At 71.7% G+C, this 23,129-nt stretch carries 23 protein-coding genes and 1 riboswitch; of the genes, 17 read left to right on the top strand and 6 right to left on the bottom strand.

The window, feature by feature from the left end; translation table 11 throughout:
• Positions 1-3 precede the first annotated feature (3 nt).
• Positions 4-687, bottom strand: coding sequence for a DUF5995 family protein (locus AC067N_RS26860; RefSeq protein WP_478681449.1), 684 nt, complete (start codon positions 685-687; stop codon positions 4-6).
• A gap of 208 nt (positions 688-895) precedes the next feature.
• On the opposite strand from AC067N_RS26860, the gene AC067N_RS26855 reads away from it, so the two are divergent.
• Together AC067N_RS26855 and AC067N_RS26850 are read left to right on the top strand one after the other, a co-directional pair.
• Positions 896-2,035, top strand: coding sequence for a glycoside hydrolase family 6 protein (locus AC067N_RS26855; RefSeq protein WP_478681448.1), 1,140 nt, complete (start codon positions 896-898; stop codon positions 2,033-2,035).
• A gap of 191 nt (positions 2,036-2,226) precedes the next feature.
• Entirely contained in the window at positions 2,227-2,685 is a 459-nt protein-coding gene (locus AC067N_RS26850; RefSeq protein ID WP_478681447.1) for an acyl-CoA thioesterase, read from the top strand.
• Here the strand turns inward: AC067N_RS26850 and AC067N_RS26845 are convergent.
• Entirely contained in the window at positions 2,645-3,856 is a 1,212-nt protein-coding gene (locus AC067N_RS26845; RefSeq protein ID WP_478681446.1) for an MFS transporter, read from the bottom strand. The genes AC067N_RS26850 and AC067N_RS26845 overlap by 41 nt on opposite strands.
• Before the next feature lie 197 nt (positions 3,857-4,053).
• Here AC067N_RS26845 and AC067N_RS26840 point away from each other — a divergent pair, with 197 nt between their 5' ends.
• Positions 4,054-5,307 carry an ROK family transcriptional regulator gene (locus tag AC067N_RS26840; protein WP_478681445.1) on the top strand — a complete coding sequence of 418 codons (1,254 nt, stop codon included), beginning with the start codon at positions 4,054-4,056 and terminating at the stop codon, positions 5,305-5,307.
• 51 nt (positions 5,308-5,358) lie between these two features.
• On the opposite strand, the gene AC067N_RS26835 is transcribed toward AC067N_RS26840, so the two are convergent.
• Positions 5,359-6,117, bottom strand: coding sequence for an SDR family oxidoreductase (locus tag AC067N_RS26835; RefSeq protein ID WP_478681444.1), 759 nt, complete (start codon positions 6,115-6,117; stop codon positions 5,359-5,361).
• A gap of 432 nt (positions 6,118-6,549) precedes the next feature.
• Positions 6,550-6,680: riboswitch (FMN riboswitch) on the top strand.
• Positions 6,681-6,835: 155 nt separating this feature from the next.
• Here AC067N_RS26835 and AC067N_RS26830 point away from each other — a divergent pair.
• From AC067N_RS26830 to AC067N_RS26790, 9 genes are all read left to right on the top strand, one after another.
• Complete coding sequence (locus AC067N_RS26830; protein WP_478681443.1) at positions 6,836-7,438, top strand: riboflavin synthase; 603 nt, start codon at positions 6,836-6,838, stop codon at positions 7,436-7,438.
• Positions 7,435-8,067, top strand: coding sequence for a nicotinamide mononucleotide transporter family protein (locus tag AC067N_RS26825; RefSeq protein ID WP_478681442.1), 633 nt, complete (start codon positions 7,435-7,437; stop codon positions 8,065-8,067). The genes AC067N_RS26830 and AC067N_RS26825 overlap by 4 nt, the downstream gene beginning before the upstream one ends.
• A complete protein-coding gene (locus AC067N_RS26820; RefSeq protein WP_478681441.1) occupies positions 8,064-9,353 on the top strand; it encodes a bifunctional 3,4-dihydroxy-2-butanone-4-phosphate synthase/GTP cyclohydrolase II in 1,290 nt (429 codons plus the stop codon). The genes AC067N_RS26825 and AC067N_RS26820 overlap by 4 nt, the downstream gene beginning before the upstream one ends.
• A 67-nt stretch (positions 9,354-9,420) precedes the next feature.
• The gene (gene ribH, locus AC067N_RS26815) at positions 9,421-9,906 is read left to right on the top strand and encodes a 6,7-dimethyl-8-ribityllumazine synthase (protein WP_478681440.1); all 486 of its coding nucleotides are present in this window, start codon (positions 9,421-9,423) and stop codon (positions 9,904-9,906) included.
• A gap of 34 nt (positions 9,907-9,940) precedes the next feature.
• Entirely contained in the window at positions 9,941-10,213 is a 273-nt protein-coding gene (locus AC067N_RS26810; protein WP_119106228.1) for a phosphoribosyl-ATP diphosphatase, read from the top strand.
• Between the two features lie 52 nt (positions 10,214-10,265).
• On the top strand, positions 10,266-11,123 hold the full coding sequence (hisG, locus tag AC067N_RS26805) for an ATP phosphoribosyltransferase (RefSeq protein ID WP_478681439.1): 858 nt from the start codon (positions 10,266-10,268) through the stop codon (positions 11,121-11,123).
• 19 nt (positions 11,124-11,142) lie between these two features.
• A complete protein-coding gene (locus tag AC067N_RS26800) occupies positions 11,143-11,598 on the top strand; it encodes a PH domain-containing protein (protein WP_478681438.1) in 456 nt (151 codons plus the stop codon).
• Positions 11,599-11,885: 287 nt separating this feature from the next.
• Positions 11,886-13,229, top strand: a complete 1,344-nt coding sequence (locus AC067N_RS26795) for a hemolysin family protein (RefSeq protein WP_478681437.1) — start codon at positions 11,886-11,888, stop codon at positions 13,227-13,229.
• The gene (locus AC067N_RS26790) at positions 13,226-14,314 is read left to right on the top strand and encodes a hemolysin family protein (RefSeq protein ID WP_478681436.1); all 1,089 of its coding nucleotides are present in this window, start codon (positions 13,226-13,228) and stop codon (positions 14,312-14,314) included. Before AC067N_RS26795 ends, AC067N_RS26790 begins: the two co-directional genes overlap by 4 nt.
• A 156-nt stretch (positions 14,315-14,470) precedes the next feature.
• Here the strand turns inward: AC067N_RS26790 and AC067N_RS26785 are convergent, their stop codons facing one another.
• The gene (locus AC067N_RS26785; RefSeq protein WP_478681435.1) at positions 14,471-16,339 is read right to left on the bottom strand and encodes an AAA family ATPase; all 1,869 of its coding nucleotides are present in this window, start codon (positions 16,337-16,339) and stop codon (positions 14,471-14,473) included.
• Positions 16,340-16,767: 428 nt separating this feature from the next.
• Positions 16,768-17,421 carry a uridine kinase family protein gene (locus tag AC067N_RS26780; RefSeq protein ID WP_478681434.1) on the bottom strand — a complete coding sequence of 218 codons (654 nt, stop codon included), beginning with the start codon at positions 17,419-17,421 and terminating at the stop codon, positions 16,768-16,770.
• A 187-nt stretch (positions 17,422-17,608) separates the two neighbouring features.
• Here AC067N_RS26780 and AC067N_RS26775 point away from each other — a divergent pair, with 187 nt between their 5' ends.
• The 3 genes from AC067N_RS26775 to AC067N_RS26765 all read left to right on the top strand — a co-directional run bounded on the left by AC067N_RS26775 (position 17,609) and on the right by AC067N_RS26765 (position 20,019).
• Positions 17,609-18,991, top strand: coding sequence for a peptidase C39 family protein (locus AC067N_RS26775; protein WP_478681433.1), 1,383 nt, complete (start codon positions 17,609-17,611; stop codon positions 18,989-18,991).
• A 94-nt stretch (positions 18,992-19,085) separates the two neighbouring features.
• Entirely contained in the window at positions 19,086-19,229 is a 144-nt protein-coding gene (locus AC067N_RS26770) for an SCO1431 family membrane protein (protein ID WP_478681432.1), read from the top strand.
• 130 nt (positions 19,230-19,359) lie between these two features.
• Complete coding sequence (locus AC067N_RS26765) at positions 19,360-20,019, top strand: TetR/AcrR family transcriptional regulator (protein WP_478681431.1); 660 nt, start codon at positions 19,360-19,362, stop codon at positions 20,017-20,019.
• A gap of 72 nt (positions 20,020-20,091) precedes the next feature.
• Here AC067N_RS26765 and AC067N_RS26760 read toward each other — a convergent pair whose 3' ends face one another.
• Positions 20,092-21,336 carry a glycoside hydrolase family 18 protein gene (locus AC067N_RS26760; RefSeq protein WP_478681430.1) on the bottom strand — a complete coding sequence of 415 codons (1,245 nt, stop codon included), beginning with the start codon at positions 21,334-21,336 and terminating at the stop codon, positions 20,092-20,094.
• A gap of 395 nt (positions 21,337-21,731) precedes the next feature.
• Between AC067N_RS26760 and AC067N_RS26755 the strand changes: the two genes are divergently transcribed.
• Complete coding sequence (locus tag AC067N_RS26755; protein WP_478681429.1) at positions 21,732-22,904, top strand: acyl-CoA dehydrogenase; 1,173 nt, start codon at positions 21,732-21,734, stop codon at positions 22,902-22,904.
• A gap of 5 nt (positions 22,905-22,909) precedes the next feature.
• A complete protein-coding gene (locus AC067N_RS26750) occupies positions 22,910-23,062 on the top strand; it encodes a hypothetical protein (RefSeq protein WP_478681428.1) in 153 nt (50 codons plus the stop codon).
• Positions 23,063-23,129 lie beyond the last annotated feature (67 nt).

Below are 23,129 nucleotides of genomic sequence, written 5' to 3'. Positions count from 1 at the left end.
GGATCAGTCCGGCAGCGGTGTCAGGAGCATCCTTCCCGCGAAGCCCACCGCCGCGTCCAGGCGGTGGCCCAACTCCTCGGCGAGATCGGGGAGTCCGCGCAGCGCCCAGAGCGCCCGGGCCGCCGCCCAGGTGGCCTCGCGGGCCCGCTCCAGACTCCATGCCCCGAGCAGATGCGTGAGCGGATCGGCGACCTGGAGGAGATCGGGGCCCGGCATCAGCTCCTCGCGGATGCGCTCCTCCAGCGACACGAGGAGATCACCCACGTGCTCGAACTCGTCCTCCAGGTCGGCGGGTTCGCAGCCGAGCGTACGGCAGGCGTCCACGACGGCGAGCGCGAGATCGTGCCCGATGTGCGCGTTGATGCCCGAGAGGGCGAACTGCAGCGGACGTACGCCGGGATGGCGGCGCAGCTGCAGCAGCGGCCGCCAGCAGGCGGGGGCGCACCCGCCCTCCGCGACCCGCAGATACCGCTCCGCGAAGCGCACGTCGAGGGTGGTCGCGGCCTCGGGGTCCGGGAAGCAACCGGCGGCGATGCGGCGGCCTACGGCCTCCGTGACCGTGAGGTAGACACGGTTGAAGACCGCGATCCCGTCCCGCTCGGGCAGGGTGGCGTCGAGGGCTCGCATACGGGAGACGACGCTGTCCACTGAGTCCACGGAATTGGTGAAATGTTCCAACTGCGCCATAAGGGGCAGGGTCCCAGGCCTAGGCTGACCCCGTAGCCGCCGTGCCCGGCGCGTCCCCGGAACGGGGGAACGCGGGCCCGGCGGGGAGTGCCGGGAAGCCGGTGAACCTCGGTCCGGGAGCAGGGGGGAGCACCACGTGCCAGGCTTACGCGCCCAGCGACTGGCCGCACGCCGAGCGGCGCACAGGCGGAAGGTGCGGCGCGGCGCCATGATCGCCGCGGTGTCGATGGTGGCCGTCGTCGCAACCGTCACCGGGGCGATGGCCGGGCTGAACGGCCACGGAGGCGCCGCCGAGGCCAGGACCCTGTCCGACCGCTCACCGGGGCACCCCTCCCACCCGAGCCCGGTCACACCCTCCCCGTCACAGACGTCGCCCTTGTCCTTGTCCTCGTCCTCGGCGTCGCCCGAACCGTCCGGGACGGCCGGCGCGCCGCCCTCGGCGGAGGCGGGGGAACGGCACGGCGGTCCCCGGCCGGACGGCCCCACCGGGCTCTACCGGTACCCCGGTTCCCAGGTCCGCGACTGGGTGCGCGCCCACCCCGACGACCCGCGCAGCGCCGTCATCGGTTCCCGTATCGCCGACCGCCCGGCGGCCGTATGGTTCACCGACCCGAATCCGGCCACCGTCACCGCGGAGGTCGCCGCGGTCGCCTCCGGCGGTGCCGAGCACGACCGGGTGCCCGTCCTCGTGGCCTACGCGATCCCGGACCGCGACTGCGGCGGTGCCTCCCGGGGCGGGGCCCGGAACCTGGACGCGTACGACGCCTGGATCGACGCGTTCGCCGCCGGACTGGGCAGGGGCGAGGTCATCGTCATCCTGGAACCGGACGCGATCGCCCAGTCCGACTGCCTCTCCGCCGACGCGCGGGCCGACCGGTTCACCTCGCTCGTCCGGGCCGGCCGCGTCCTGAAGGACGCCAACCCCGAGGCCCGCGTCTACCACGACGCCGGGCACTCCGAGTGGAACGCGCCGCACGAGCAGGCCACCCTGCTCCGCCTGGCGGGCGCCGCCTCCCCGGACTCCTCCGACGGCGTCTTCAGCAACGTGTCGAACTTCAACCGCACCGACGCCGAGATCGACTACACCCGGGAGGTACTGGACGCCCTCGGCGGCCCGGCGGACCTCGGCGCCGTCATCGACACCAGCCGCAACGGCAACGGGGCCCCGGCCGACGGCACCTGGTGCGACCCCTCCGGCCGGGGTCTCGGCCATCCGCCGACGCTCACCACCGGGGAGTCCCGCATCGACGCGTATCTGTGGGTGAAGCTGCCGGGGGAGTCCGACGGATGCCGGGGGAAGGCCGGGGCGTTCTCACCGGAGTACGCGTACGAGCTGGCGCGGGGCTGAGCGACGGCTCCCGCGTGCACACCGGCGCGGGCCTGACCCGCCGTTCCCCCGCACGCACCGGTGTGTGGCTGACCGGCGGTTCCCGAACGCCGCCCGCGGGGCTCTCCCACCTGGCCCACCGACCGTACTGAGCGTTTGCTTAGGATGAGGGTGTCCCGTCCCGCGCCCACCGTCCCCCAGGAGCACCACCCGTGACCGCCGAAGCCCCGACCGCACCCGCCCTCGCCCACGGCAGGCTCGTCCCCGTCACCGTGCACTTCGACGACCTGGACGCGCTCGGCATGCTGCACAACGCCCGCTACCCGCTGATGGTCGAGCGCGCCTGGACCCAGCACTGGCGGGAACGGGGCTACGGCTTCGACGGCGACTGGGCCGCGGCCGGCGACTTCTGCAACGTGGTCAAGGAACTGCGGATCAGCTACGAGGCACCGGTCACCCAGCCCGGCACCTACGCCGTGCACCTGTGGCTGGAGCGGCTCGGCACCACCGGCCTGACCTACGGCTTCCGCTTCTGCTCGCCCGACGGCTCGCTGACCTACGCGCAGGGCACCCGTGTCCTCGTGAGGCTGGACGCGGGCACCCTGCGGCCCACGGCGTGGACCGACGGCTTCAGGGCTTCGGGTCGGGAACTGCTGCGTCCGGCCGACTGACCCGCAGCCGGTCACCCTCCGCGGCCCGCAGCACCCCCGCGAACACGGCGAGCCCGCACGCCAGCAGGGTCACCAGACCGAACGACACGACCAGACTGGTCAGCTGCGCCAGACCGCCGATCGCGCTCGGCGCGATCAGTCCCGAGGTGTAGGTGATCGTCGCGACACCGGCGATCGCCTGGCTCGGGTTCGGGCCGCTGCGGCCCGCGGCGGCGAAGCAGAGCGGTACGACGACGGCGATGCCCAGCCCCATCAGGGCGAATCCGGCCATGGCGACCGCCGGGTGGGTCGCGACGACGATCAGCAGACCGCCGAGCGTCGCGAGGACACCGCTCGTCCGCACGGTGCGCACCGCGCCGAAGCGGTTGACCACCGCGTCGCCCGCCAGCCGGGCCACCGCCATGGTGAGCATGAACCCCGTGGTGCACGCCGCCGCGAGGCCCGCCGAGGTCGCCAACTCGTCCCGCAGATAGACCGCCGACCAGTCCAGCGCCGCCCCTTCCGCGAACACCGCGCAGAACCCGACCGCGCCGATGAGCAGCGCCGACCGGGGTGGCAGCGCGAACCGGGGCGGCGCCGCCTCGTCCTCGGCGGCCCGGATGTCCAGCACCCACTGACAGGAGACCAGACCGAGCACGGTGAGGGTGGCCGCCGCCAGCGCGTGGTGCAGCCGGGCGTCCGAGCCGAGGTGCGCGGCGAGCGTCCCGGCGGCCGAGCCGACCAGGGCGCCCGCGCTCCACATCCCGTGCAGCCCCGACATGATCGACTTGCCGAGGCGGTTCTCGACCTCGACGCCGAGCGCGTTCATCGCCACGTCCGCCATGCCGGCCGTCGCGCCGTACACGAACAGGGCGCCGCACAGGGTCCACAGGTTCGGCGCGAGGGACGGCAGGACCAGCGCCAGCGTCCACAGCGCGATCAGGGCGCGCATCGCCGTGCGCGCGCCGAGCCGGTGACTGACCCAGCCCGCGAGCGGCATCGCCACGGACGCGCCCAGCGCCGGAAACGCGAGGGCCAGCCCCAGCTGACCCGCGCTGAGCTGGGCATGGTCCTGGATCCAGGGCACCCGGGTCGCGAACGAGCCGGTCACCGCTCCGTGCACGGCGAAGACGGCGGCCACGGCGTACCGGGCCCGCCGCACATCGCGCTGCTCCTGGACCACTGCGCTCATTCTCCGCCCTCCCTGGCTTGCCGGGTGCCCTCGTCCGGCCTCGGCCGTTCCCGACCGGAGCTCGCGTCCCCGTAAACTATCAGGAACCCTGCCTGATAGATAGAGAGCGCTGTCCGTACCGCCTCACGGAACCGACAGCCGGCCGCCGGGCACGGGGCCGACCACCGTACGCGTCGTCGATCTGGGAGGATCCCGGCATGCCCGCATCACCGAGCACCGCCCGGGCCATCAACGACCGGCTCGCCCTGCGGCTGCTGCAGGAGGAAGGGCCGCTGACGGCGGGACAGTTGAAGCAGCTCACCGGTCTGTCCCGGCCCACCGTCGCCGACCTCGTGGAGCGCCTCACCGAGGCCGGCCTCATCTCGGTCGTGGGGGAGTCGGGCGAGCAGCGGCGCGGGCCGAACGCCCGCCTCTACGGCATCGTCGCCGACCGCGCGCACCTCGCCGCGCTCGACGTGCGCACCGAGGGCGTCACGGTCGTCGTGGCCGATCTGCTCGGCACGGAGCTGGCGAGGGCGTCCGTCCCGATCGCCGACGACACCGGCACGGGGCCCGCCGTGGAGCAGGCCGTCGGCCTCGTGGAACGTGCCGCGAAGGAGGCGGGCGCCGACCGGCTGCACACCGTGGGGATCGGCGCTCCCGGCCTCATCGACCCGGCCACCGGCGAACTCCGCGACTCCACCGGGCTGCCCGAATGGCACCGTCGGCTGGCCGCGGCCCTCGGTGAACGCCTCCCGGCCCGGGTCCTCGTCGAGAACGAGACCAACCTCGCCGCGCTCGCCGAGCAGCGCGACGGTGCCGCCCGCGACCGCGACACCTTCGTCCTCCTCTGGCTCGGCCTCGGCACCGGCGCCGCCGTGGTCCTCGACGGCACCCTCCGCCGCGGCGCGTCCGGCGGTACCGGCGAGATCGGCTTCCTTCCGGTCCCGGGCACCGCGACCCTGCCGTCGGCGACCGACTGCGAGGGCGGTTTCCACTCCCTGGGCGGTGCCGCGGCGATCGCGTCCCTGGCCGCGGAGCACGGGGTGAGGGCCGCCCCCACGGGCGCCGAGCCACACGCGGCCACGCTGGTGCGGGCGGCCGCGGAGGCGCTGACGGGCGGGCCGGGAGGAGGCCCGACGGCGAGCGGAGCCGCTCGGGCGCCCGGCGTCACGAGCCGGGCGGCCGACGCCGGCGCCCGCTTCCTCGGCGCCCTGGCCGACCGCCTCGCCATCGGTGCCGCCTCCGTGGTCGCCGTCCTCGACCCCGGCTGCGTGGTGCTCGGCGGTGAGGTCGGGCGGGCCGGCGGGGACACCCTCGCCGCCCGGGTCGGGGCACGGCTCGCGGCGCTGTCGCCGCTGGCCACCGAGGTCCGGCCGAGCGCCCTCGGCGGCGGAGCCGTCCTGCGCGGCGCGCTGCTCATGGCGAGGGACGCGGCCCAGGACGAACTGTTCACACCGCCGGCACGCTGACACCGCGCCCGGCGCCGGCGTGCCCGGCCCGCCCGTGCCAGGCGTCTTTCCTCACCCCGCCTTCCGGCCTCCGCGGAACCGCTCGGCCATGTGCTCCCCGAACGTCCCCTTGCCCACCGCCCGCCCCGGTGCCAGATGCCCCCCTGACCGGAACCCCGTGTACGCCTTGCCGAACAGCGGCACGTTCAGGAGCGGGCGCCGGCGGCCGGTGGCGCTCAGGTAGACGCGGGCCAGTGCGGGGAGGGTGAGGATCTCGGGGCCGCCCAGGTCGGGGACACGGCCGGCGGGGGCGGACACGGCGAGTTCGGCCAGCCGGTCGGCGACCTCGGCGACGGCGACCGGCTGGTCGCTCACCCCGGCGGGCAAAAGCATGACCGGCGACTTCGACAGGCCCTCGAAGAGCGTCACCAGCAATTCGTGGAACTGGGTCGCCCGCAGGATCGTCCAGGCCGGCCCCGACTCCGCCACCATCCGCTCGACCGCCAGCTTGCTCCGGTAGTAGCCCAGCGGCACCCGGTCCACGCCGACGATCGAGATGTACACGAGGTGCCGCACCCCCGCCCGTCGCGCCGCGGCGGTCAGGTTCGCCGCCGCCTGCTCGTCGCCCCCGCGCGGCGAGGACGCGCAGTGCACGACGGTGTCGACCCCCGCGACCGCCGAGTCCAGCCCGCTCCCGCCCGCGACCAGGTCGACGGCGTACGGCTGCGCATGCCGGCTGAGCACCCGCACCTCGTGCCCGTCCGCCCGCAGCCGCTCGGTGACGAGCCGGCCGAGGACACCGGTCCCGCCGGTCACCAGGATCGTGGTCATGCTGTCCAACCCTTCGACGCCGGACGCTCCCCGCTGGAACGCCTTTCGGTGCCAATGACCGGACAGCGCCCGTGAAATGTGACATCGGGCGGTGAGGAGACATCGGCCGGCGAGGGCGGGAGGGACCCGGCGGCGGGGCAAGGGCCGTCGTCACCGCCGCCGGGCCGACTGAGGGCGGCCGGCGCGCCATCGGTACGAGTAACCGCGATCGCCGACCTTAAAAGGACTAGACCAAAATGGTCAATGGGTCCGGGGTGTCGTTCCGCGTGCTTCGACGAGCCGCGGCGGGGCGGAAACTGACTCGTGGTCAGTCCGGTGCGGGCCCCCGCGCCGGCCCTCGTGGAAGTCCAGTGACACGGCCTGTGAGCCACCCCACAGCAATCACCCGCATGGGTGCCGATCGGGCGTGGCACACTGGCCATGTACCAGAAGCAGCGCACTCCGGGGTCGGTGAAAGTCCGAACCGGCGGTTACAGTCCGCGACCCGGTCGCTTCCAGCGGCCGGTTGACCAGGTGAAATTCCTGGACCGACGGTTAAAGTCCGGATGGGAGGCAGTGCGCGGCGGGCGGGCATGCGTGCGCGCCGCCGACTGTTGTCGGTCTGCTCCAGCAGGAGTGGGCCGTCCACGCGGCGTCGCCCCAAGTGCCGTGGTCCGCTGATCTGTCGTCTTCGACAGCCCCGGAGTCCGTGCCCCATGAGGCAGGGAGGACCCGGGAAGTGTTCACCGGAATCGTCGAAGAGCTGGGTGAGGTCACCGCCGTCGAGAACCTCGGCGACTCCTCCCGCTTCCGACTGCGTGGCCCCGTCGTCACCCAGGGCGCGAAGCACGGCGACTCCATCGCCGTCAACGGCGTCTGTCTCACGGTCGTGGAGCACGAGGACGACTGGTTCACCGCCGACGTCATGGCGGAGACCCTCGACCGCTCCAGCCTCGGCGCCCTCACCGTGGGCTCCCGCGTCAACCTCGAACGGCCCATGGCCGTCGGTGAACGCCTCGGCGGGCACATCGTGCAGGGCCACGTCGACGGCACCGGCCAGGTCATCGAGCGCAAGCCGTCCGAGAACTGGGAGATCGTGAAGATCTCGCTCCCCGCCGACCTTTCCCGGTACGTCGTGGAGAAGGGCTCCATCACCGTCGACGGGATCAGCCTCACCGTCGTCGAGGCCGGCCCCGACTACTTCACCGTCAGCCTCATCCCCACCACCCTCGACCTGACCACCCTCGGCCGCAAGCAGCCCGGCGACCCGGTCAACCTCGAGGTCGACGTCATCGCCAAGTACGTCGAGCGGCTCCTCGGGTCGCAAGGGGCCCCGCGGTGAACTCGCTGAACTCCGTCGCCTTCACGGTGTTCGACCAGCAGATCCGCTGGGCGGACATGATCGGGAACATCTTCGGCCTGATCGCCCTCGCGCTCGGCGCCGTGCGCTCCCTGTGGAACTGGCCCGTCCAGTTCCTCTCCGGACTCATCCTCTTCGGCGCCTTCGCCGGCCACCTCACCGGCAGCGCCGGCAAGCAGGTCATCGTCATGGCCGTCGCCGCGTACGGCTGGTGGCAGTGGAACCGCACCAAGGGGCAGACCGCGGACGGCGCCATCGCCCCGCGCTTCGCCACCTGGCGCGAACGCGGCTGCCTCCTCGCCGGCGCCGCCCTCGGCACCCTCGCCGTCGGCGGCCTCTTCACCGCGTTCCCCACCCTGTCCTGGGACCCCTGGCCGGACGCGTACATCTTCACCGGCACCATCGTCGCCATGTACGCCCAGGCGCGCGGCATGGTCGAGTTCTGGTTCGCCTGGCTGCTGGTCGACCTCGTGGGCGTACCGCTCAACTTCGCCAACGGCTACGCGTTCTCCGGTTTCGTCTACATCATCTACGGCGCGCTCGTCCTGTGGGGCATGCGCGACTGGTGGCTGCGGTCCCGCAAGCCCGCCCTGGAAGGAGCCCCGGCATGACCATGGCGCCGATTCTGTACAGCACCGACGACATCGAGAACTTCGGGCTCGACCCCGTGGAGCAGGCCATCGCCGACATCGCGGCCGGCCGCCCCGTCGTGGTCGTCGACGACGAGGACCGGGAGAACGAGGGCGATCTCGTCATCGCCGCGGAGAAGGCCACCCCCGAGATCGTCGCCTTCATGATGAGCGAATGCCGGGGGATGATCTGCGCCCCCATGGAGGGCGACGAACTGGACCGGCTCGAACTGCCGCAGATGGTGCAGCAGAACACCGAGTCGATGCGCACCGCCTTCACCGTCACCGTCGACGCCTCTCCCCGGCACGGCGTGACCACCGGCATCTCCGCCTCCGACCGCGCCACCACGCTCCAGCTGCTGGCGAGCGGCACGGCCGAAGCGGGCGACTTCGTCCGCCCCGGCCACATCTTCCCGCTGCGCGCCCGCACCGGCGGCGTCCTCGTGCGCAACGGCCACACCGAGGCCGCCGTCGACCTGGCCCGCCTCGCGGGCCTCCGCCCGGCCGGCGCCATCGTCGAGATCGCCGGCGAGGACGGCCGCATGCTGCGCCTGCCCGAGCTGATCCCCTTCGCCCGCAAGCACGGCCTGACGATCATCTCCATCGAGGACCTGATCGCCTACCGCCGCTCCTCCGAGCCCACCGTCAAGCGCGAGGCGAAGACCCGGCTGCCCACCGCCTTCGGCGACTTCACCGCCTACGGCTACCGCTCCACCGTCGACGGCGTCGAACACGTCGCCCTCGTCCACGGCGAGATCGGCGACGGCGAGGACGTCGTCGTCCGCATCCACTCCGAATGCCTCACCGGCGACGTCTTCCACTCCCTGCGCTGCGACTGCGGCCCCCAGCTGGAGACCTCCCTCGAACGCATCGCCTCCGAGGGCCGGGGTGTCGTCGTCTACCTGCGCGGCCACGAGGGACGCGGTATCGGCCTGCTGTCCAAGCTGCGCGCCTACGAACTCCAGGAACGCGGCCGCGACACCCTCGACGCCAACCTCGAACTGGGCCTGCCCGCCGACGCCAGGGACTACGGCGCCGGCGCCCAGATCCTCCGCGACCTCGGCGTCCGCAGCCTCCGGCTGCTGACCAACAACCCCGAGAAGACAGACGCCCTGGTCCGCCACGGCCTCACGGTCACCGGCCGCGAGCCGATGCCCGTCCGGGCGGGCGAGCACAACCTCCGCTACCTGCGCACCAAGCGGGACCGGATGGGCCACGACCTGCCCTGGCTGGACGCGACCACCGTGTCCACCTGCGGCGAGCAGTGACCGGCCAGTCACACCAGAAACACCAGCACGAACGTCTCACACCGAGATACAGGAACCAAGGAGCAACGTGAGCGGCAAGGGCGCACCCGAACTGTCCGTCAGCAACGTCGGCGACCTGCGCGTCGCGGTCATCGCGGCACAGTGGCACGAAAAGGTGATGGACGGCCTCGTCAACGGCGCCCTGCGCGCCCTGCGCGACCTGGGCATCGACGAGCCGACCCTCCTGCGCGTCCCCGGCAGCTGGGAGCTCCCGGTCGTCGCCAAGGTCCTCGCGGGCCGCGGCTACGACGCCATCGTCGCCCTCGGCGTCGTCATCCGTGGCGGCACCCCTCACTTCGAATACGTGTGCCAGGGCGTCACCCAGGGCCTCACCCAGGTCTCCGTTGACACCGGAGTCCCCGTCGGCTTCGGTGTCCTGACCTGCGACACCGAGGAGCAGGCCCTGGACCGCGCCGGTATCGAGGGCTCCAACGAGGACAAGGGGCACGAGGCGGTGACCGCGGCCGTGGCGACGGCGGCCACGCTCCGCTCAGTATCCGAACCCTGGCGCTGAGGCCCGCCCGTGACGGCGTAGTGTGGGGCCCACCATGTCCAAGAAGACGTTCGAGGAGCTCTTCACCGAGCTCCAGCACAAGGCTGCCAGCGGCGACCCCGCCACCTCCCGCACCGCCGAACTGGTCGGGAAGGGCGTCCACGCCATCGGCAAGAAGGTCGTCGAGGAGGCCGCCGAGGTCTGGATGGCCGCCGAGTACGAGGGCAAGGAAGCGGCCGCCGAGGAGATCTCGCAGCTGCTGTACCACGTCCAGGTGATGATGGTCGCCCGCGGCATCTCCCTGGACGACGTGTACGCCCACCTCTGAGCCGTAGCCCGCACCCACCTCCGCACCCACGAGAACGAAGGAAGCCCGCCTCATGCTGCGCATCGCCGTCCCCAACAAGGGTTCCCTGTCCGGCCCTGCGGGGGAGATGCTGCATGAGGCCGGCTACCTCCAGCGCCGGGAGTCCAAGGAACTGCGGATCGTCGACCCGGAGAACGAGGTCGAGTTCTTCTACCTCCGCCCCCGCGACATCGCGATCTACGTCTCCTCCGGCCGCCTCGACATCGGCATCACCGGCCGCGACCTGCTGATCGACTCCGGCGCCAGCGCCGAGGAGATCCTCCCGCTCGGCTTCGCCCGCTCCACCTTCCGCTTCGCCGCCAAGCCCGGCACGGCGGCCGGCATCGCGGACCTCAAGGGCAAGACCGTCGCCACCTCCTACGAGGGGATCGTCGCGGGACACCTCGCCGACCACGGCATCGACGCCTCCGTCGTCCACCTCGACGGCGCCGTCGAGACCGCCATCGAACTGGGTGTCGCCGGGGTCATCGCCGACGTCGTCGAGACCGGGACCTCCCTGCGCAACGCGGGCCTGGAGGTCTTCGGCGAACCGATCATGAAGTCCGAGGCCGTCGTCATCCGGCGCGTCGGCGCCGACACCTCCTCCGAGAACGAGCCCAAGGTGCAGCAGTTCCTGCGCCGTCTCCAGGGCGTCCTCGTGGCCCGCACCTACGTGATGATGGACTACGACTGCCGTGTCGAGCAGTTGGAGAAGGCCGTCGCCCTCACGCCGGGTCTGGAGTCGCCGACCGTCTCGCCGCTGCACAACGAGGGCTGGGTCGCCGTGCGCGCCATGGTCCCGGCCAAGGAGGCCCAGCGGATCATGGACGACCTGTACGACATCGGGGCCCGGGCCATCCTGACCACGGCCATCCACGCCTGCCGCCTCTGAGTTCCGGGGAGTCGTAGCGATGTCGGATCTGCCCGCCCTGCCGGTCACCTTCCGGCCGGGGCGCACCCGGATCGTCCTGCTGACCGCCGCCGCCGCGATCTTCGTGGTCATCACGGTGGTCGCGCTGCTGCTGCCGACGCTCGGCCCGGGGGAGCGGCTCAGCTTCGTCTTCACGGCGGCCATGCTCGCCGGGGTGCTGTGTCTGCTCTCCCGGCCCAAGGTGGTCGCGGAGGAGTCGGGCGTGACCGTCGTCAACATCGCAGGGAAGCGGCAGCTCGGCTGGGCGGAGATCGTCCAGGTGAACCTGCGGGTCGGCGACCCCTGGGTCTTCCTCGACCTCACCGACGGCACCAGCCTGCCCGCCCTGGGCATCCAGCCGGGCATCGCCAAGCAGCACGCGATCGAGGACGCCCGCACCCTCCGGGCGCTGGTGGAGGCCCGCTCCGTCACCGAGCCCGAACAGCCCCGGGGCTGACGCCGAGTGACCCCGGACCGACAGCGAGCGCATCCGGGGCGACCCCGACCAGGATCAGGGCCGGCACCTAGCAAGATCAGTGCCGACTCAGTGCCGTCGCCCCTGCCGTACCGGCCCATGTCTTGATTAATCTGTTGGCGGAGGCGTTTTCGTTGCGCCTCCGCCACTGTTGTGCCACCGGGTACGCCAGTGGCCCCCTGCTACTTCGAGGAGTGACTCCCTCCAGCGATGGACGGATCGTCCTGTAGTACCTGCGCCGCCCCCTCCCGGCATATCGAGGCGGCGGCATGACCATCCCTCTGCTGCTGCTCGCAGCCGCTTTCCTCCTGATCCTCGCCAACGGCTTCTTCGTCGCCGCCGAGTTCGGCCTGGTGACGGTCGAGCGACCGGACGCCGAGAAGGCCGCGGCCGAGGGCGACCGCCGGGCCCACAGGGTGGTGGGCGCGCTCAAGGAGCTGTCCTTCCAGCTCTCCGGCACCCAGCTCGGCATCACCATCACCTCCCTCGTCGTCGGCATGCTCGCCGAACCGGCGCTCGCCGTACTGCTCCACGGCCCGTTCACCGCCATCGGCATACCCGAGGGCGCGGTCTCCGGTGTCTCCGTGGTCGTCGGCATGCTGCTGGCGTCCGCCGTGCAGATGGTGATCGGCGAACTCGTGCCCAAGAACTGGGCGGTGTCGAGGCCGATGCAGGTCGCCCGCTTCGTCGCGGGCCCCCAGTACGTCTTCTCCCGCCTGTTCCGCCCGGTCATCGCCGGTCTCAACGCGGTCGCGAACCGGCTGGTCCGGGCTCTCGGCGTCGAACCCGCCGAGGAACTGGCCTCCGCCCGCACCCCCGAGGAACTGGTCTCCCTGGCCCGCCACTCCGCTCAGGCCGGCGCCCTGGAACAGGACACCGCCGACCTCTTCGTACGGACGCTGTCCCTCGGCGAGCTGACCGCGGAGAACGTGATGACGCCCCGGGTGAAGGTCAGCGCCCTGCAGTCCTCGGCCACCGCCGAGGACGTGGTCAACCTGACCCGCGCCACCGGCCTGTCACGTTTCCCCGTCTACCGGGAGCGGATCGACGAGATCGTCGGCATGGTCCACCTCAAGGACGCCCTGGCGATCCCCGCCCAGGACCGGCTGCACACCCCCGTCGGCCATATCGCCAAGGCCCCGCTGCTCGTGCCGGAGACGCTGCCCGTGCAGCCGCTCCTGGCCCGGCTGCGCAGCGAACAGCCCATCGCCGTCGTCGTCGACGAGTACGGCGGCACGGCCGGTGTGGTGACCCTGGAGGACATCGTCGAGGAACTGGTCGGTGAGGTGCGCGACGAGCACGACGGGCAGGACCTGCCCGAACTCGCCGTCGCCCCGCCCGAGGACGGCCGCCCCGCCTGGGACGTCGACGGCAGTTGCCGGGTCGACGTCCTCCAGCGCATCGGCCTCGACGTCCCCGAGGGCCCCTACGAGACGGTCGCGGGCCTCGTCGCCGACCTCCTCGGCCGCATCCCGGCGCCGGGCGACAAGGTGGAGCTGCCCGGCTGGCGGCTGGCGGTACGCCAGGTGGGGCACTACCGCGCCGAGCGGGTACGCCTGGTGCGCGCCGCCCCCGTCACCGAATCCCTCACCGTGGTGGAGGCGGCCCGATGAGCGTGCTCCAACTCCTTTTCGCCCTGCTCCTCGTGCTCGCCAACGGCTTCTTCGTCGGCGCCGAGTTCGCCCTGGTCTCGGTCCGCCGCAGCCAGATCGAACCGCTGGGCACGGCACGGGCCCGACAGGTCCTCCACGGCCTGGAGAACCTGCCGCAGATGATGGCGGCGGCCCAGTTCGGCATCACGGTCTGCTCGCTGACGCTCGGCGCGGTGGCGGAGCCGACGGTGGCGAAGCTGCTTGAGCCGGTGTTCGAGGCCATTCACCTGCCGCATGGCATGATCCACCCCCTGGGGTATGTCATCGCGCTGGCCGTGGTGGTCTTCCTGCACCTCGTGATCGGCGAGATGCTGCCGAAGAACCTGGCGATGGCGGCGCCCGAGAAGACGGCGCTGTGGCTGAGCCCCGGCCTCGTCGCCTTCGCACGCGTCTGCGGACCGGTCACGGTGGGCCTCGGCGCCTGTGCCCGGGTCGTCCTCAGACTCTTCCGTGTCGAGCCCAAGGACGAGGTGGAGGCGGTCTTCACCAGCGTCCAGCTCGGCCGGCTGGTCGAGGACTCGGGCCAGGCGGGACTGCTGGACCCCGAGGAGCAGGAACGCCTGGAGGACGCGCTGGAACTGGGCTCCCGCCCGGTCACGGACGTCCTGCTCAAGCGGGACTCACTGGTGACGGTGGGCCCTTCGGTCACCCCCGCGCAGGTGGTGGCCCTGACCGCCCGCACCGGCTACTCCCGCTTCCCGGTGGTCGCGGACAACGGCGCGTTCATGGGCCGCTATCTGCACGTCAAGGACGTCCTCGACGTGGAGGACTCCGACCGGGCCGTCCCGCAGCAGGTCTGGCGCCCCATGACCACCCTGCGCTCGGAGCTCCCCCTCGACGACGCGCTCACCGTCATGCGCCGCGCGGCCACGCACCTCGCGCAGGTGGTGGACGCCTCCGGCAAGGTGCTGGGCCTGGTCGCACTGGAGGACGTCCTCGAACTCCTGGTCGGCGAGGTCCGGGACCCGGCCCATCGTCAGGCTCCGCCGGTTCGCCTGGCGGAACCGAGGTCGACGGAAACGCCCGAGAACGTCCTGGCGAGCTGAGGGGGGCGGGGCGCGGGCGGGTGCGGGTGAGCGGGGGAGGACGAAGGCCGGGCCGAAGGCCCATGCCTTCAGGGGCGCGGGAAACTGCGCGAGAAACCACAACGAACCCGCACCCGCCGATGAACGCGCACCCCCGAGCCACAACGCGCCCCCGGCTCACCGCGCCGACGGATCCTGCGGCCCCCGCCCCGACAGCACCTCCCCGTACGCCTGCATGAGATCCGGCAGCCGCAGCGTGGACAGATCGTCCCGCGTCGGCACACTCGGATACCCCGACAGCCGCAGATCCCGGTACGCGCAGCTCTTCTCGTACAGCGTCCGCAGGAACCGTCCGTTGCCCAGCTCGTCGATCCACCCCTGCTCGACGACATGCCCCGCGATGGACCGCAGTTCCTCCAGCGCCTCCTCGTCCCACACGTCCCCGTTCTCCGCGGCGAGCACCTCACCGATCGCGGTGAGCTCCAGCGGCCGGTACGAGGGGAAGTCGACCCGGGTCGTGAACCGCGACGAGAGCCCGGGGTTCGCGGCTAGCAGCCGGTCCATCCCTTCCGGGTACCCCGCGAGGATCACCACGAGATGGTCCCGGTTGTCCTCGGCCCGCTTCAGCAGCACCTGCAGCGCCTCGTCGCCGTACGCGTCCCCCTTGCCGTACCCGGAGTTGGACAGCGAGTACGCCTCGTCCACGAACAGCACCCCGCCGATCGCCGAGTCGATCAGCTCGTTGGCCTTCACGGCGGTCTGGCCGAGGTATTCGCCCACGAGGTCCGCCCGCTGGGCCTCCACCAGATGGTCGCCGCCCAGCAGCCCGAGCGCGTAGAACACCCGGCCCAGTATTCGGGCGACGGTCGTCTTCCCCGTCCCGGACGGCCCGGAGAAGACGAAGTGCCGCTTGGGAGGCTGCACGGGCAACCCCTGCCCGGCCCGCAGCCGCGCCATGTTCAGCTGCGCCGACAACGCCTTGACCTGCCGCTTCACGGGCTCCAGGCCGACCATCCGCTCCAGCTCGGCGAGCGCCTCCTCCAGCAGCTCCGGATCGGTCGGTCCGGCCGGTAGCGGGTCCACCCGCAGCACGGACTTCTGCCGTACGAAGATGTCGCCCGCCTCCGGCGGCAGCCCGCCCGGCGGCACGGGATCCGGGTCGGAGAGCTTCAGATCCCGGCCCTCGGCGTCGAAGAGCGGGTCGAGGCCGTCGCCCGCGTCGAGCGTGTCCTGCCCGATCCCGGCGAGCGTGATCGCCGCCAGGTCGGCCGCGTCGTCGTACCCGTCCCCCTCGGCGATGGCCGCGAGCCGCGCGGACGTGTCCATGAACGCCGGGTCGACCCGGTGCACCGCGCGGTAGAGCGGCAGTGCCGCGGCGCTGCGGCCGGTTCCCTCGTGCGCGCGGGCCAGCCAGTACCGCAGCTCCTTGCGCTGCGGCTGCTCGCTGCGACAGCGCATCAGCGCCGCGGACAGCAGCGGCTCGGCCTGGCCGTACGTCTCCAGACGGACCCGGGCCATCCCGCCGAAGAGTCCCGCCTCGATACCGAGCAGGGGATCGTCGAGGAGGGGATCGGTGTGCCGGACCAGCTGTTCCCAGTCCTTGACGAGGTAGGCGCGGCAGGCGTGAAGGAAGCGCACCTGGGGGTCGGCGTCCACCGGCGGCAGCCCCGCCAGCGCCCGGTCCAGCTCCGGGACGTGGCGTCCGTCCAGCCAGTGGGAGGCGTGGGCGAGGAGCAGGTCCCGCGGTGTCTCCAGGACCGGCTGCACCCACCAGCCCAGCCAATACCAGGAGTTGAGGGTGCGCCGATGGCGGGCGCGCTGCTCCCCGAAGCGCTCACGGTGCCGGAACATCCGCAGCAGGGCGGTCGTCGTGTCCACCCGCAGCGCGTGCAGCCCGAGCCAGCCGTCGGCCATGCCCGGATCCATCCGGACCGCGGTGCGGAACTCCTCCTCCGCCTGCGGATACGCGCCCATGGTGTAGGCGTCCACGCCTCGTAGCCAGGCGAGGTCGGCCGGGGCCTCGGGGCCCCGCGAGCCGAAGTCCATCACGTCCCCCACAAACCGTGCCCCCGTGTGGAAACCGAACGGGCCGGTGCCCGTCGGCAGCCTTCTCGAACCGCTGTGCCGCGGACGGGAGTTGCGTGGTCACGTTGCCGTCCGAAGGTCGCACCGAGGGCATCGTACCTGCGGCTCGGGCGCCCATCGAAGGGTGCGGCAGGGCTCGAATCGTGAGGTGGGAGCAGACGGGGCGCACAGCGCACGGTGACCGAGGGTGAAGGAATCGTGCCGGGGGAGTACCCGGGACACCGGCTGAGGGCAGAACGAAGCCCCCGATCACGGGGGAACAACCGGGGGCTTCGCGTAGAGGGGCGGATCTGATAGTCCGCACATTGAGAACGTAAGACCTGTACGGCCCCCCGGTCAAGCCGAGTTGGAGCGCTTGGGGAACTTCCCCGCCGAGGATTTTCACAGGTTCAGCACATTGCCGATGGGTCGTCACCCTGAGTGAGATCGGGTCTCGATGCCGGAGTCATGCCAGGTCCCGCCAGCACCTCGTACCCCTTCTTTCCCACGCGAACCAGTAGATCGGCGTAGGGCCGGGACGGGTCCTCGGCGAAGTGCCGGCGTTCCGCCCCGACCCATCCGGCCCAGAAGTCACTTTGTTCCGCCCCGTCCCGCGCCCGCCCCCGCGCCCAGGCCTCCTCGTCCGCCAGTTCCATCCACACCAGCCGTGCCAGGTACGGGCGCAGCGCCCGGCGGCCCGCACCGACCCCCTCGACGAGGATCACGGGCTCCGGGGGCAGGGCGCGAGGGGGGCCGAAGGTCCGCTCCCGCCAGTCGTAGGGGGCGTAGCGCGCCGTCCCGCCGAGCCGCAGTGGCTCGATCACCTGACCCAGCAGTCGCCCGGTCCAGGCGAACAGCTCCTCATGGGTGGCGATGTCGTCCAGATGGAGCACGGGGGCGTTCCCCAGCGCGTGGGCCAGCCGTCCGGCGAACGTGGACTTCCCGGAGCCGGCGTGACCGTCGACGCCGATCAACCGGACAGGCCCACAGGACGGCGGTAGCAGCCGCAGCCGGTCGGCCAGGTCACTGACGGCGGGGTCCTCGGAAGCGGGGAAGGTACGCATGGGGCGATTGAACACCGGGACGGGCGATGCCGGAACGCGCCAGTGGTATCGACCAATATTGGAGGGCGTGGCGCGGCCCGGGATGCTGGCAGAAGTCCGCGTTCGGCGTCCATAGTTGGCGAACAGTCGTGCGTCTGAACCGTCGTCTCCGAACCGTCGTCTCCGGACCACTGGGGGTCACCCGCCCATGTCGAGACTTTCCGAGCCCTCCCGCAGGACCGTCCTGACCGCAGCCGTCGCCACCGCCGCTGCGGCCGGCGGAGCCGCCCTCCCCGCCACCGCCGCCACGCCCGCGGTCCGCACCGACGCTCCCGCGCGCCCGGCGCATGCCCCCGGGCGCCTCGTCGACCACCACGGCTGGACGTCGTACACCGACTGGCGCCGCGGCAGCGCCGAGGGTACCCGCGCGAAGGCGGGGGAGCGGCCGGGGCTGGTGATCGGCTCCCCGGTCGGCACCACCGACTACACCGACCCGCACACCGGCCGTACGGCCACCTGGGAGTACGCGACCTGGACGTCCCCCGTGCACCGGCTCGCCGTGCCCGCGACCGAGGTCATCCCCTCCTGGAACGCGCGTACCCCGGACGGCACCTGGCTCCAGATCGAACTGAGGGGCGCGTACTCCGACGGGACGGCCACGCCCTGGTACGTCATGGGACGGTGGGCGGCAGGCGACCGGGACATCCGGCGGACTTCCCTCGACGGCCAGAAGGACGGCAGGAGCAGCGTCTGGACCGACACCTTCGCGATCGACGACCCGGCCACGGGCCTGCGCCTCGTCTCGTACCGGCTGCGGCTGACCCTGTACCGCACGCCCGGCACCCGCCTCACCCCCACGGTCTGGCGGGCCGGAGCCATGGGATCCGACATCCCCGACCGCTTCACCGTGCCGGCCTCCACCCCGGGGCTCGCGCGCGAGCTGGACGTCCCGCGCTACTCGCAGGAGACCCACAAGGGCCAGTACCCGGAGTACGACAACGGCGGCGAGGCCTGGTGCAGCCCCACCTCGTCCCAGATGATCATCGAGTACTGGGGGCGCAGGCCCAGCCCCGAAGACCTGGCCTGGGTCAACCCCGAATACGCGGACCCGCAGGTGTGCCACGCGGCCCGGTACACCTACGACTACGCGTACCAGGGCTGCGGCAACTGGCCCTTCAACGCCGCGTACGCCGCCACCTACCAGGACCTCCAGGGTGTGGTGACCCGGCTGGGCTCGCTCACCGACCTGGAGAAGCTGATCGCGGCGGGCATCCCGGTGATCACCTCCCAGTCCTTCCTCGCGGCCGAGCTGACGGGGGCGGGTTACGGCACGGCCGGCCACCTGATGACGGTGATCGGCTTCACCCCCGACGGAGACGTCATCGCCAACGACCCGAACTCGCCGACCAACGAGGCGGTGCGCCGGGTCTACCTGCGGCGCGAGTGGGAGAACATCTGGCTGCGGACCAAGCGGTACAACGCCTCCGGGAAGGTCGTCTCCGGTACCGGCGGCGTCTGCTACCTCTACTTCCCGGCGCGGCCCACCTCCCGCCAGCGCGCGGCACTCGCGGCGGTCGGGGTGCGCGTGTGACCAAGCTCTCGGCCGCGACCACGCCGACCGGTGGCAAGGTGGACGGACGGTAGGGGGGAAGTCCACCGCACATCGATCACACCAGCGAGCTGCCATGACCGCGACCTCCGCCACCGCCGTCGTCCGTACCCGCACGGGCGGCCCCGAGGACGACGGCCCGAAGATCGTCGAACACCTCATGGGCTGGACCCTGGTCGTGGTCGTCGCGATGCTGGTGGTTCAGCTGGGTCTGCTGTGACCCGCCCCCCTGCCGCTTCCGAGGTCTGACCCACCGTCCGATCCTGTCGAACCAGACTCGAACAGGCTGGTGGTACGGGTCTGCCATACTGCGGGTTGTCCCGCCGGCAGCTGGAGACCAGGACCGGAAATTGAATAGCAGTCAACAGCGTGGGATCGAACGTCCGCGGGCCCGGGGCACCGGCCGATCCCTCGCGCGCCGCGCCGAACTCATCTCCATCGGGCGCAAGTTGTTCGCCGACACCTCCTACGACGCGCTGTCGATGGACGACATAGCGCGACAGGCGCATGTGGCCAAGGGACTGATCTACTACTACTTCAAGTCCAAGCGCGGCTACTACCTGGCGATCGTCGAGGACTCGGTGGCCGATCTGATCACGCACGCCGCCGGCGGTCTCCAACTGCCCCCGGTGGAGCGGGTCCAGCGCACCATCGACTGCTATCTGCGCTACGCCCACGACAACCAGGCCGCCTACCGCACCATCGTCAGCGGCGGTGTCGGCTTCGACACCCAGGTGCAGGCCATCCGGGACGGTGTGCGCGAGGCCATCGTGGCCACCATCGCCGAGGGGGCCTACGGCAGGACCGACATAGCGCCGGTGGTCCGCATGGGCCTGTTCGGCTGGGTCTGCGGGGTCGAGGGCGCCACTCTCGACTGGATCGACCGCCCGGGGCTGGACCGCGACACGATGTGTGACCTGCTGGTCAGGATGCTGGGCGGGGCGTTGCGCGCCATCGAGGAGATCGACCCGTCGTACGTGGCCCCGGCGCCCGCCCGCCGCGACGGCTGACGGCCGGGTCCATCGGGGACGGGGGGCGGAGGCCCGCCGAGGCCCTCCGCCCCCTGTGCTGTGCGTCCGGGGTCAGTTGATCGCCCTGATCAGCTCGCCGTCCGGGGTGTCGCCGCTGAGCTCCCAGAAGAAGGTGCCGCCGAGGCCCTGCGCCTTCCTGTACTTCATCTTCCCCTTGACCGTCGCCGGGGTGTCGTAGCTCCACCACTCGTCCCCGCACCTGGCGTAGGCGGTGCCGCCCACCGTGCCGTTCGCCGGGCACCTGGCCTTGAGCACCTTGTAGTCCTCGTAGCCGGCCTCGTACGTGCCCGGGGCGGGTCCGGTGGCGGTGCCGCCGGGCTTCGACTGGGTGACCCCGGTCCAGCCCCGCCCGTAGAAGCCCAGGCCCAGCAGCAGCTTCGAGGACGGGATGCCGAGGCTCTTGAGCTTCGCGATGGTCGACGCCGTGTTGAAGACCGGGTTCGCGATGCCGGGGTACGGGAACAGCGGCGAGTGCGGGGCGGTGGTCGCGTCCCAGGCGCCGAAGTAGTCGTACGTCATCGGGTTGTACCAGTCGACGTACTTCGCAGCGCCCGCGTAGTCGGCCGCGTCGATCCTGCCGCCCTTCGAGGCGTCGGCCGTGATCGCGGCGGTGACCAGCTGCTTCTTGCCGAATCGCTTGCGCAGCGCCGCCATCAGGTCCTCGAAGGCATCCCTGCCGCTGGTGTCACATGTGAGACCGCAGGCGTTGGGGTACTCCCAGTCGATGTCGATGCCGTCGAAGACGTCCTTCCACCTGGAGTTCTCGACGAGGTCGTAGCAGGAGTTCGCGAAGGCCTCCGGGTTCTTCGCGGCCTCGCCGAAGCCGCCGGACCAGGTCCAGCCGCCGAACGACCAGATGATCTTGAGGTTCGGGTGCAGCTTCTTGAGCTTGCGGAGCTGGTTGAAGCTGCCGCTCAGGGGCTGGCCCGCGGAGTCGGCGACGCCGTCCACCGACTCCTGTGCGGTGAACGGCTTGTCGGTGTCCGCCCAGGCGTCGCCGAGCGCGCACTTGCCGTCGACGACGTTGCCGAAGGCGTAGTTGATGTGGGTCAGCCGGTCCGCCGAACCGGACGTCTCGATGTTCTTGACGTAGTACTGGCGGCCGTAGATGCCCCAGTCGATGAAGTAGCCGACGACCTTGGAGCCGGGGGCGGCCCGGTGCGCGGTCGCACCGGTCGTCGTCTCCTCGGCGGACGCGGGGTCCGCGCCGGCCAGGAGGCCCGCGCCGAGCACGGCGCAGCACGCGGTGGAGATCAGCGCCAGGGATCGGGGGCGGGGGTGGGACGGTCCGAGCATGGGGAAGTCTCCTCGTGAGGGAGCGCGGAGCGGGCGGGGGAGGGGATGCCGACCTGCTGATGCCGCGCCGGGCGCCGACCTGCGCGGCCCAGGAGGCGGCTGGTCGGCATGGCCGCGGTGCAGCGTTGCCGGAACAGTAGAAGGACTAGACCAATTGGTCAATGGTTTGGACCAATTGACTTCGGCGAGTCGCCTCCCGGCGTTTCTTCTAATTAGCGGTCGTTAACTGGTGACTCGGTGCCGCCGATCGGGCATACTCCAAGCGCCACAGCCGCTGACCAGCACACTTCCGAGATCCGGAGGGGCAGCATCGGCCATGGCCCGTAAGACCCGGCGGGGCCGCCCCATCCCTGGTGTGCGCCGCCGCAGTGCCCGACAGGGAGGAGAGCGTTGCCATGCCCGACCGCGCCCCGCAGCCGGTGGACCGTCAACTGCCCACGGAAGAGGCCCGGGATCTGATCTCGCTCGTCCGTGAGATCGCGCAGCGGGAGATCGCCCCGTACGCGGCCGAGGAGGAGGACGCCGGTCGCTTCCCGCGCGAACTCTTCGGCCTGCTCTCGGAGGCGGGACTGCTCGGCCTGCCGTACGACTCCGAGCACGGCGGCGGCGATCAGCCGTACGAGGTGTATCTGCAGGTGCTGGAGGAGCTGGCCGCGGCCCGTCTCACCGTCGGTCTCGGTGTGAGCGTCCACTCCCTCGCGTGCCACGCACTCGCCACCTACGGCACCAAGGAGCAGCAGGTCGAGCATCTGCCCGCGATGCTCGGCGGCGGCCTGCTCGGCGCCTACTGCCTCTCCGAGCCGTCATCCGGTTCGGATGCCGCCTCCCTGCGCACGAAGGCGGTCCGCGACGGTGACGAATGGGTGATCACCGGCACCAAGGCATGGATCACCCACGGCGGGATCGCCGACTTCTACACGGTCATGGCACGCACGGGTGGCGAGGGCGCGCGCGGCATCACGGCCTTCCTGGTGCCGGGTGACGCAGAGGGGCTCAGCGGGGCGGTGCCCGAGAAGAAGATGGGCATGAAGGGCTCGCCCACCGCACAGGTCCACTTCGACGGCGTGCGCGTCCCCGACAGCCGGCGCGTCGGCGAGGAGGGCCAGGGCTTCGCGATAGCCCTAGCGGCGCTCGACTCCGGGCGGCTCGGCATCGCGGCGTGCGCGATCGGCGTGGCCCAGGCGGCACTGGACGAGGCGGTCGCCTACGCCACCTCGCGGCGGCAGTTCGGGCGCCCGATCGCGGACTTCCAGGGGCTGCGCTTCATGCTCGCCGACATGGCGACCCGGATAGAGGCGGGCCGGGCGCTGTACCTGTCCGCCGCACGGCTGCGGGACGCGGGCCGGCCGTTCTCCAAGCAGGCGGCGATGGCGAAGCTGCTGTGCACCGACAACGCGATGAAGGTGACCACGGACGCCGTCCAGATCCTCGGCGGATACGGCTACACGGCGGACTTCCCGGCCGAGCGGTACATGCGTGAGGCCAAGGTGCTCCAGATCGTCGAGGGCACCAATCAGATCCAGCGCATGGTCATCGCCCGGCACCTCGCTGGTCCCGAGTCACGCTGAAGGAATTGACGAAGTCGGCGGGGGAGCCGTCGAAAGGGCCGTGGAAGCCGAGAGTCGAGCTGCCGGAGGAACTGCTCGTGGCGAACGGGTCCACGGCGGCGCCGAACTGGCCGAGGCCGCTCGGCGGCTTCGCCAGCCTCGCCCACTCCGGGTCGTGACGCCCCGGCAGAGTGCGGCCCCCGTCGGCCCATGTACGCATCAGGGCCCGGTAGATGGGCGGGTCCT

This window comes from Streptomyces sp. NPDC042364, assembly GCF_056437585.1.
The sequence above is the reverse complement of the archived record's forward strand: the minus strand, read 5'-3'. Positions and strand labels throughout refer to the sequence as shown.

Bases quoted from the DNA above. Each gene is read 5' to 3' on its own strand.
- AC067N_RS26860 (WP_478681449.1), bottom strand. From the start codon at position 687: ATGGCGCAGTTGGAACATTTCACCAATTCCGTGGACTCAGTGGACAGC.
- AC067N_RS26855 (WP_478681448.1), top strand. From the start codon at position 896: ATGATCGCCGCGGTGTCGATGGTGGCCGTCGTCGCAACCGTCACCGGG.
- AC067N_RS26845 (WP_478681446.1), bottom strand. From the start codon at position 3,856: ATGAGCGCAGTGGTCCAGGAGCAGCGCGATGTGCGGCGGGCCCGGTAC.
- AC067N_RS26840 (WP_478681445.1), top strand. From the start codon at position 4,054: ATGCCCGCATCACCGAGCACCGCCCGGGCCATCAACGACCGGCTCGCC.
- AC067N_RS26835 (WP_478681444.1), bottom strand. From the start codon at position 6,117: ATGACCACGATCCTGGTGACCGGCGGGACCGGTGTCCTCGGCCGGCTC.
- AC067N_RS26820 (WP_478681441.1), top strand. From the start codon at position 8,064: ATGACCATGGCGCCGATTCTGTACAGCACCGACGACATCGAGAACTTC.
- AC067N_RS26810 (WP_119106228.1), top strand. From the start codon at position 9,941: ATGTCCAAGAAGACGTTCGAGGAGCTCTTCACCGAGCTCCAGCACAAG.
- hisG (WP_478681439.1), top strand. From the start codon at position 10,266: ATGCTGCGCATCGCCGTCCCCAACAAGGGTTCCCTGTCCGGCCCTGCG.
- AC067N_RS26800 (WP_478681438.1), top strand. From the start codon at position 11,143: ATGTCGGATCTGCCCGCCCTGCCGGTCACCTTCCGGCCGGGGCGCACC.
- AC067N_RS26795 (WP_478681437.1), top strand. From the start codon at position 11,886: ATGACCATCCCTCTGCTGCTGCTCGCAGCCGCTTTCCTCCTGATCCTC.
- AC067N_RS26790 (WP_478681436.1), top strand. From the start codon at position 13,226: ATGAGCGTGCTCCAACTCCTTTTCGCCCTGCTCCTCGTGCTCGCCAAC.
- AC067N_RS26785 (WP_478681435.1), bottom strand. From the start codon at position 16,339: ATGGACTTCGGCTCGCGGGGCCCCGAGGCCCCGGCCGACCTCGCCTGG.
- AC067N_RS26780 (WP_478681434.1), bottom strand. From the start codon at position 17,421: ATGCGTACCTTCCCCGCTTCCGAGGACCCCGCCGTCAGTGACCTGGCC.
- AC067N_RS26775 (WP_478681433.1), top strand. From the start codon at position 17,609: ATGTCGAGACTTTCCGAGCCCTCCCGCAGGACCGTCCTGACCGCAGCC.
- AC067N_RS26770 (WP_478681432.1), top strand. From the start codon at position 19,086: ATGACCGCGACCTCCGCCACCGCCGTCGTCCGTACCCGCACGGGCGGC.
- AC067N_RS26760 (WP_478681430.1), bottom strand. From the start codon at position 21,336: ATGCTCGGACCGTCCCACCCCCGCCCCCGATCCCTGGCGCTGATCTCC.
- AC067N_RS26755 (WP_478681429.1), top strand. From the start codon at position 21,732: ATGCCCGACCGCGCCCCGCAGCCGGTGGACCGTCAACTGCCCACGGAA.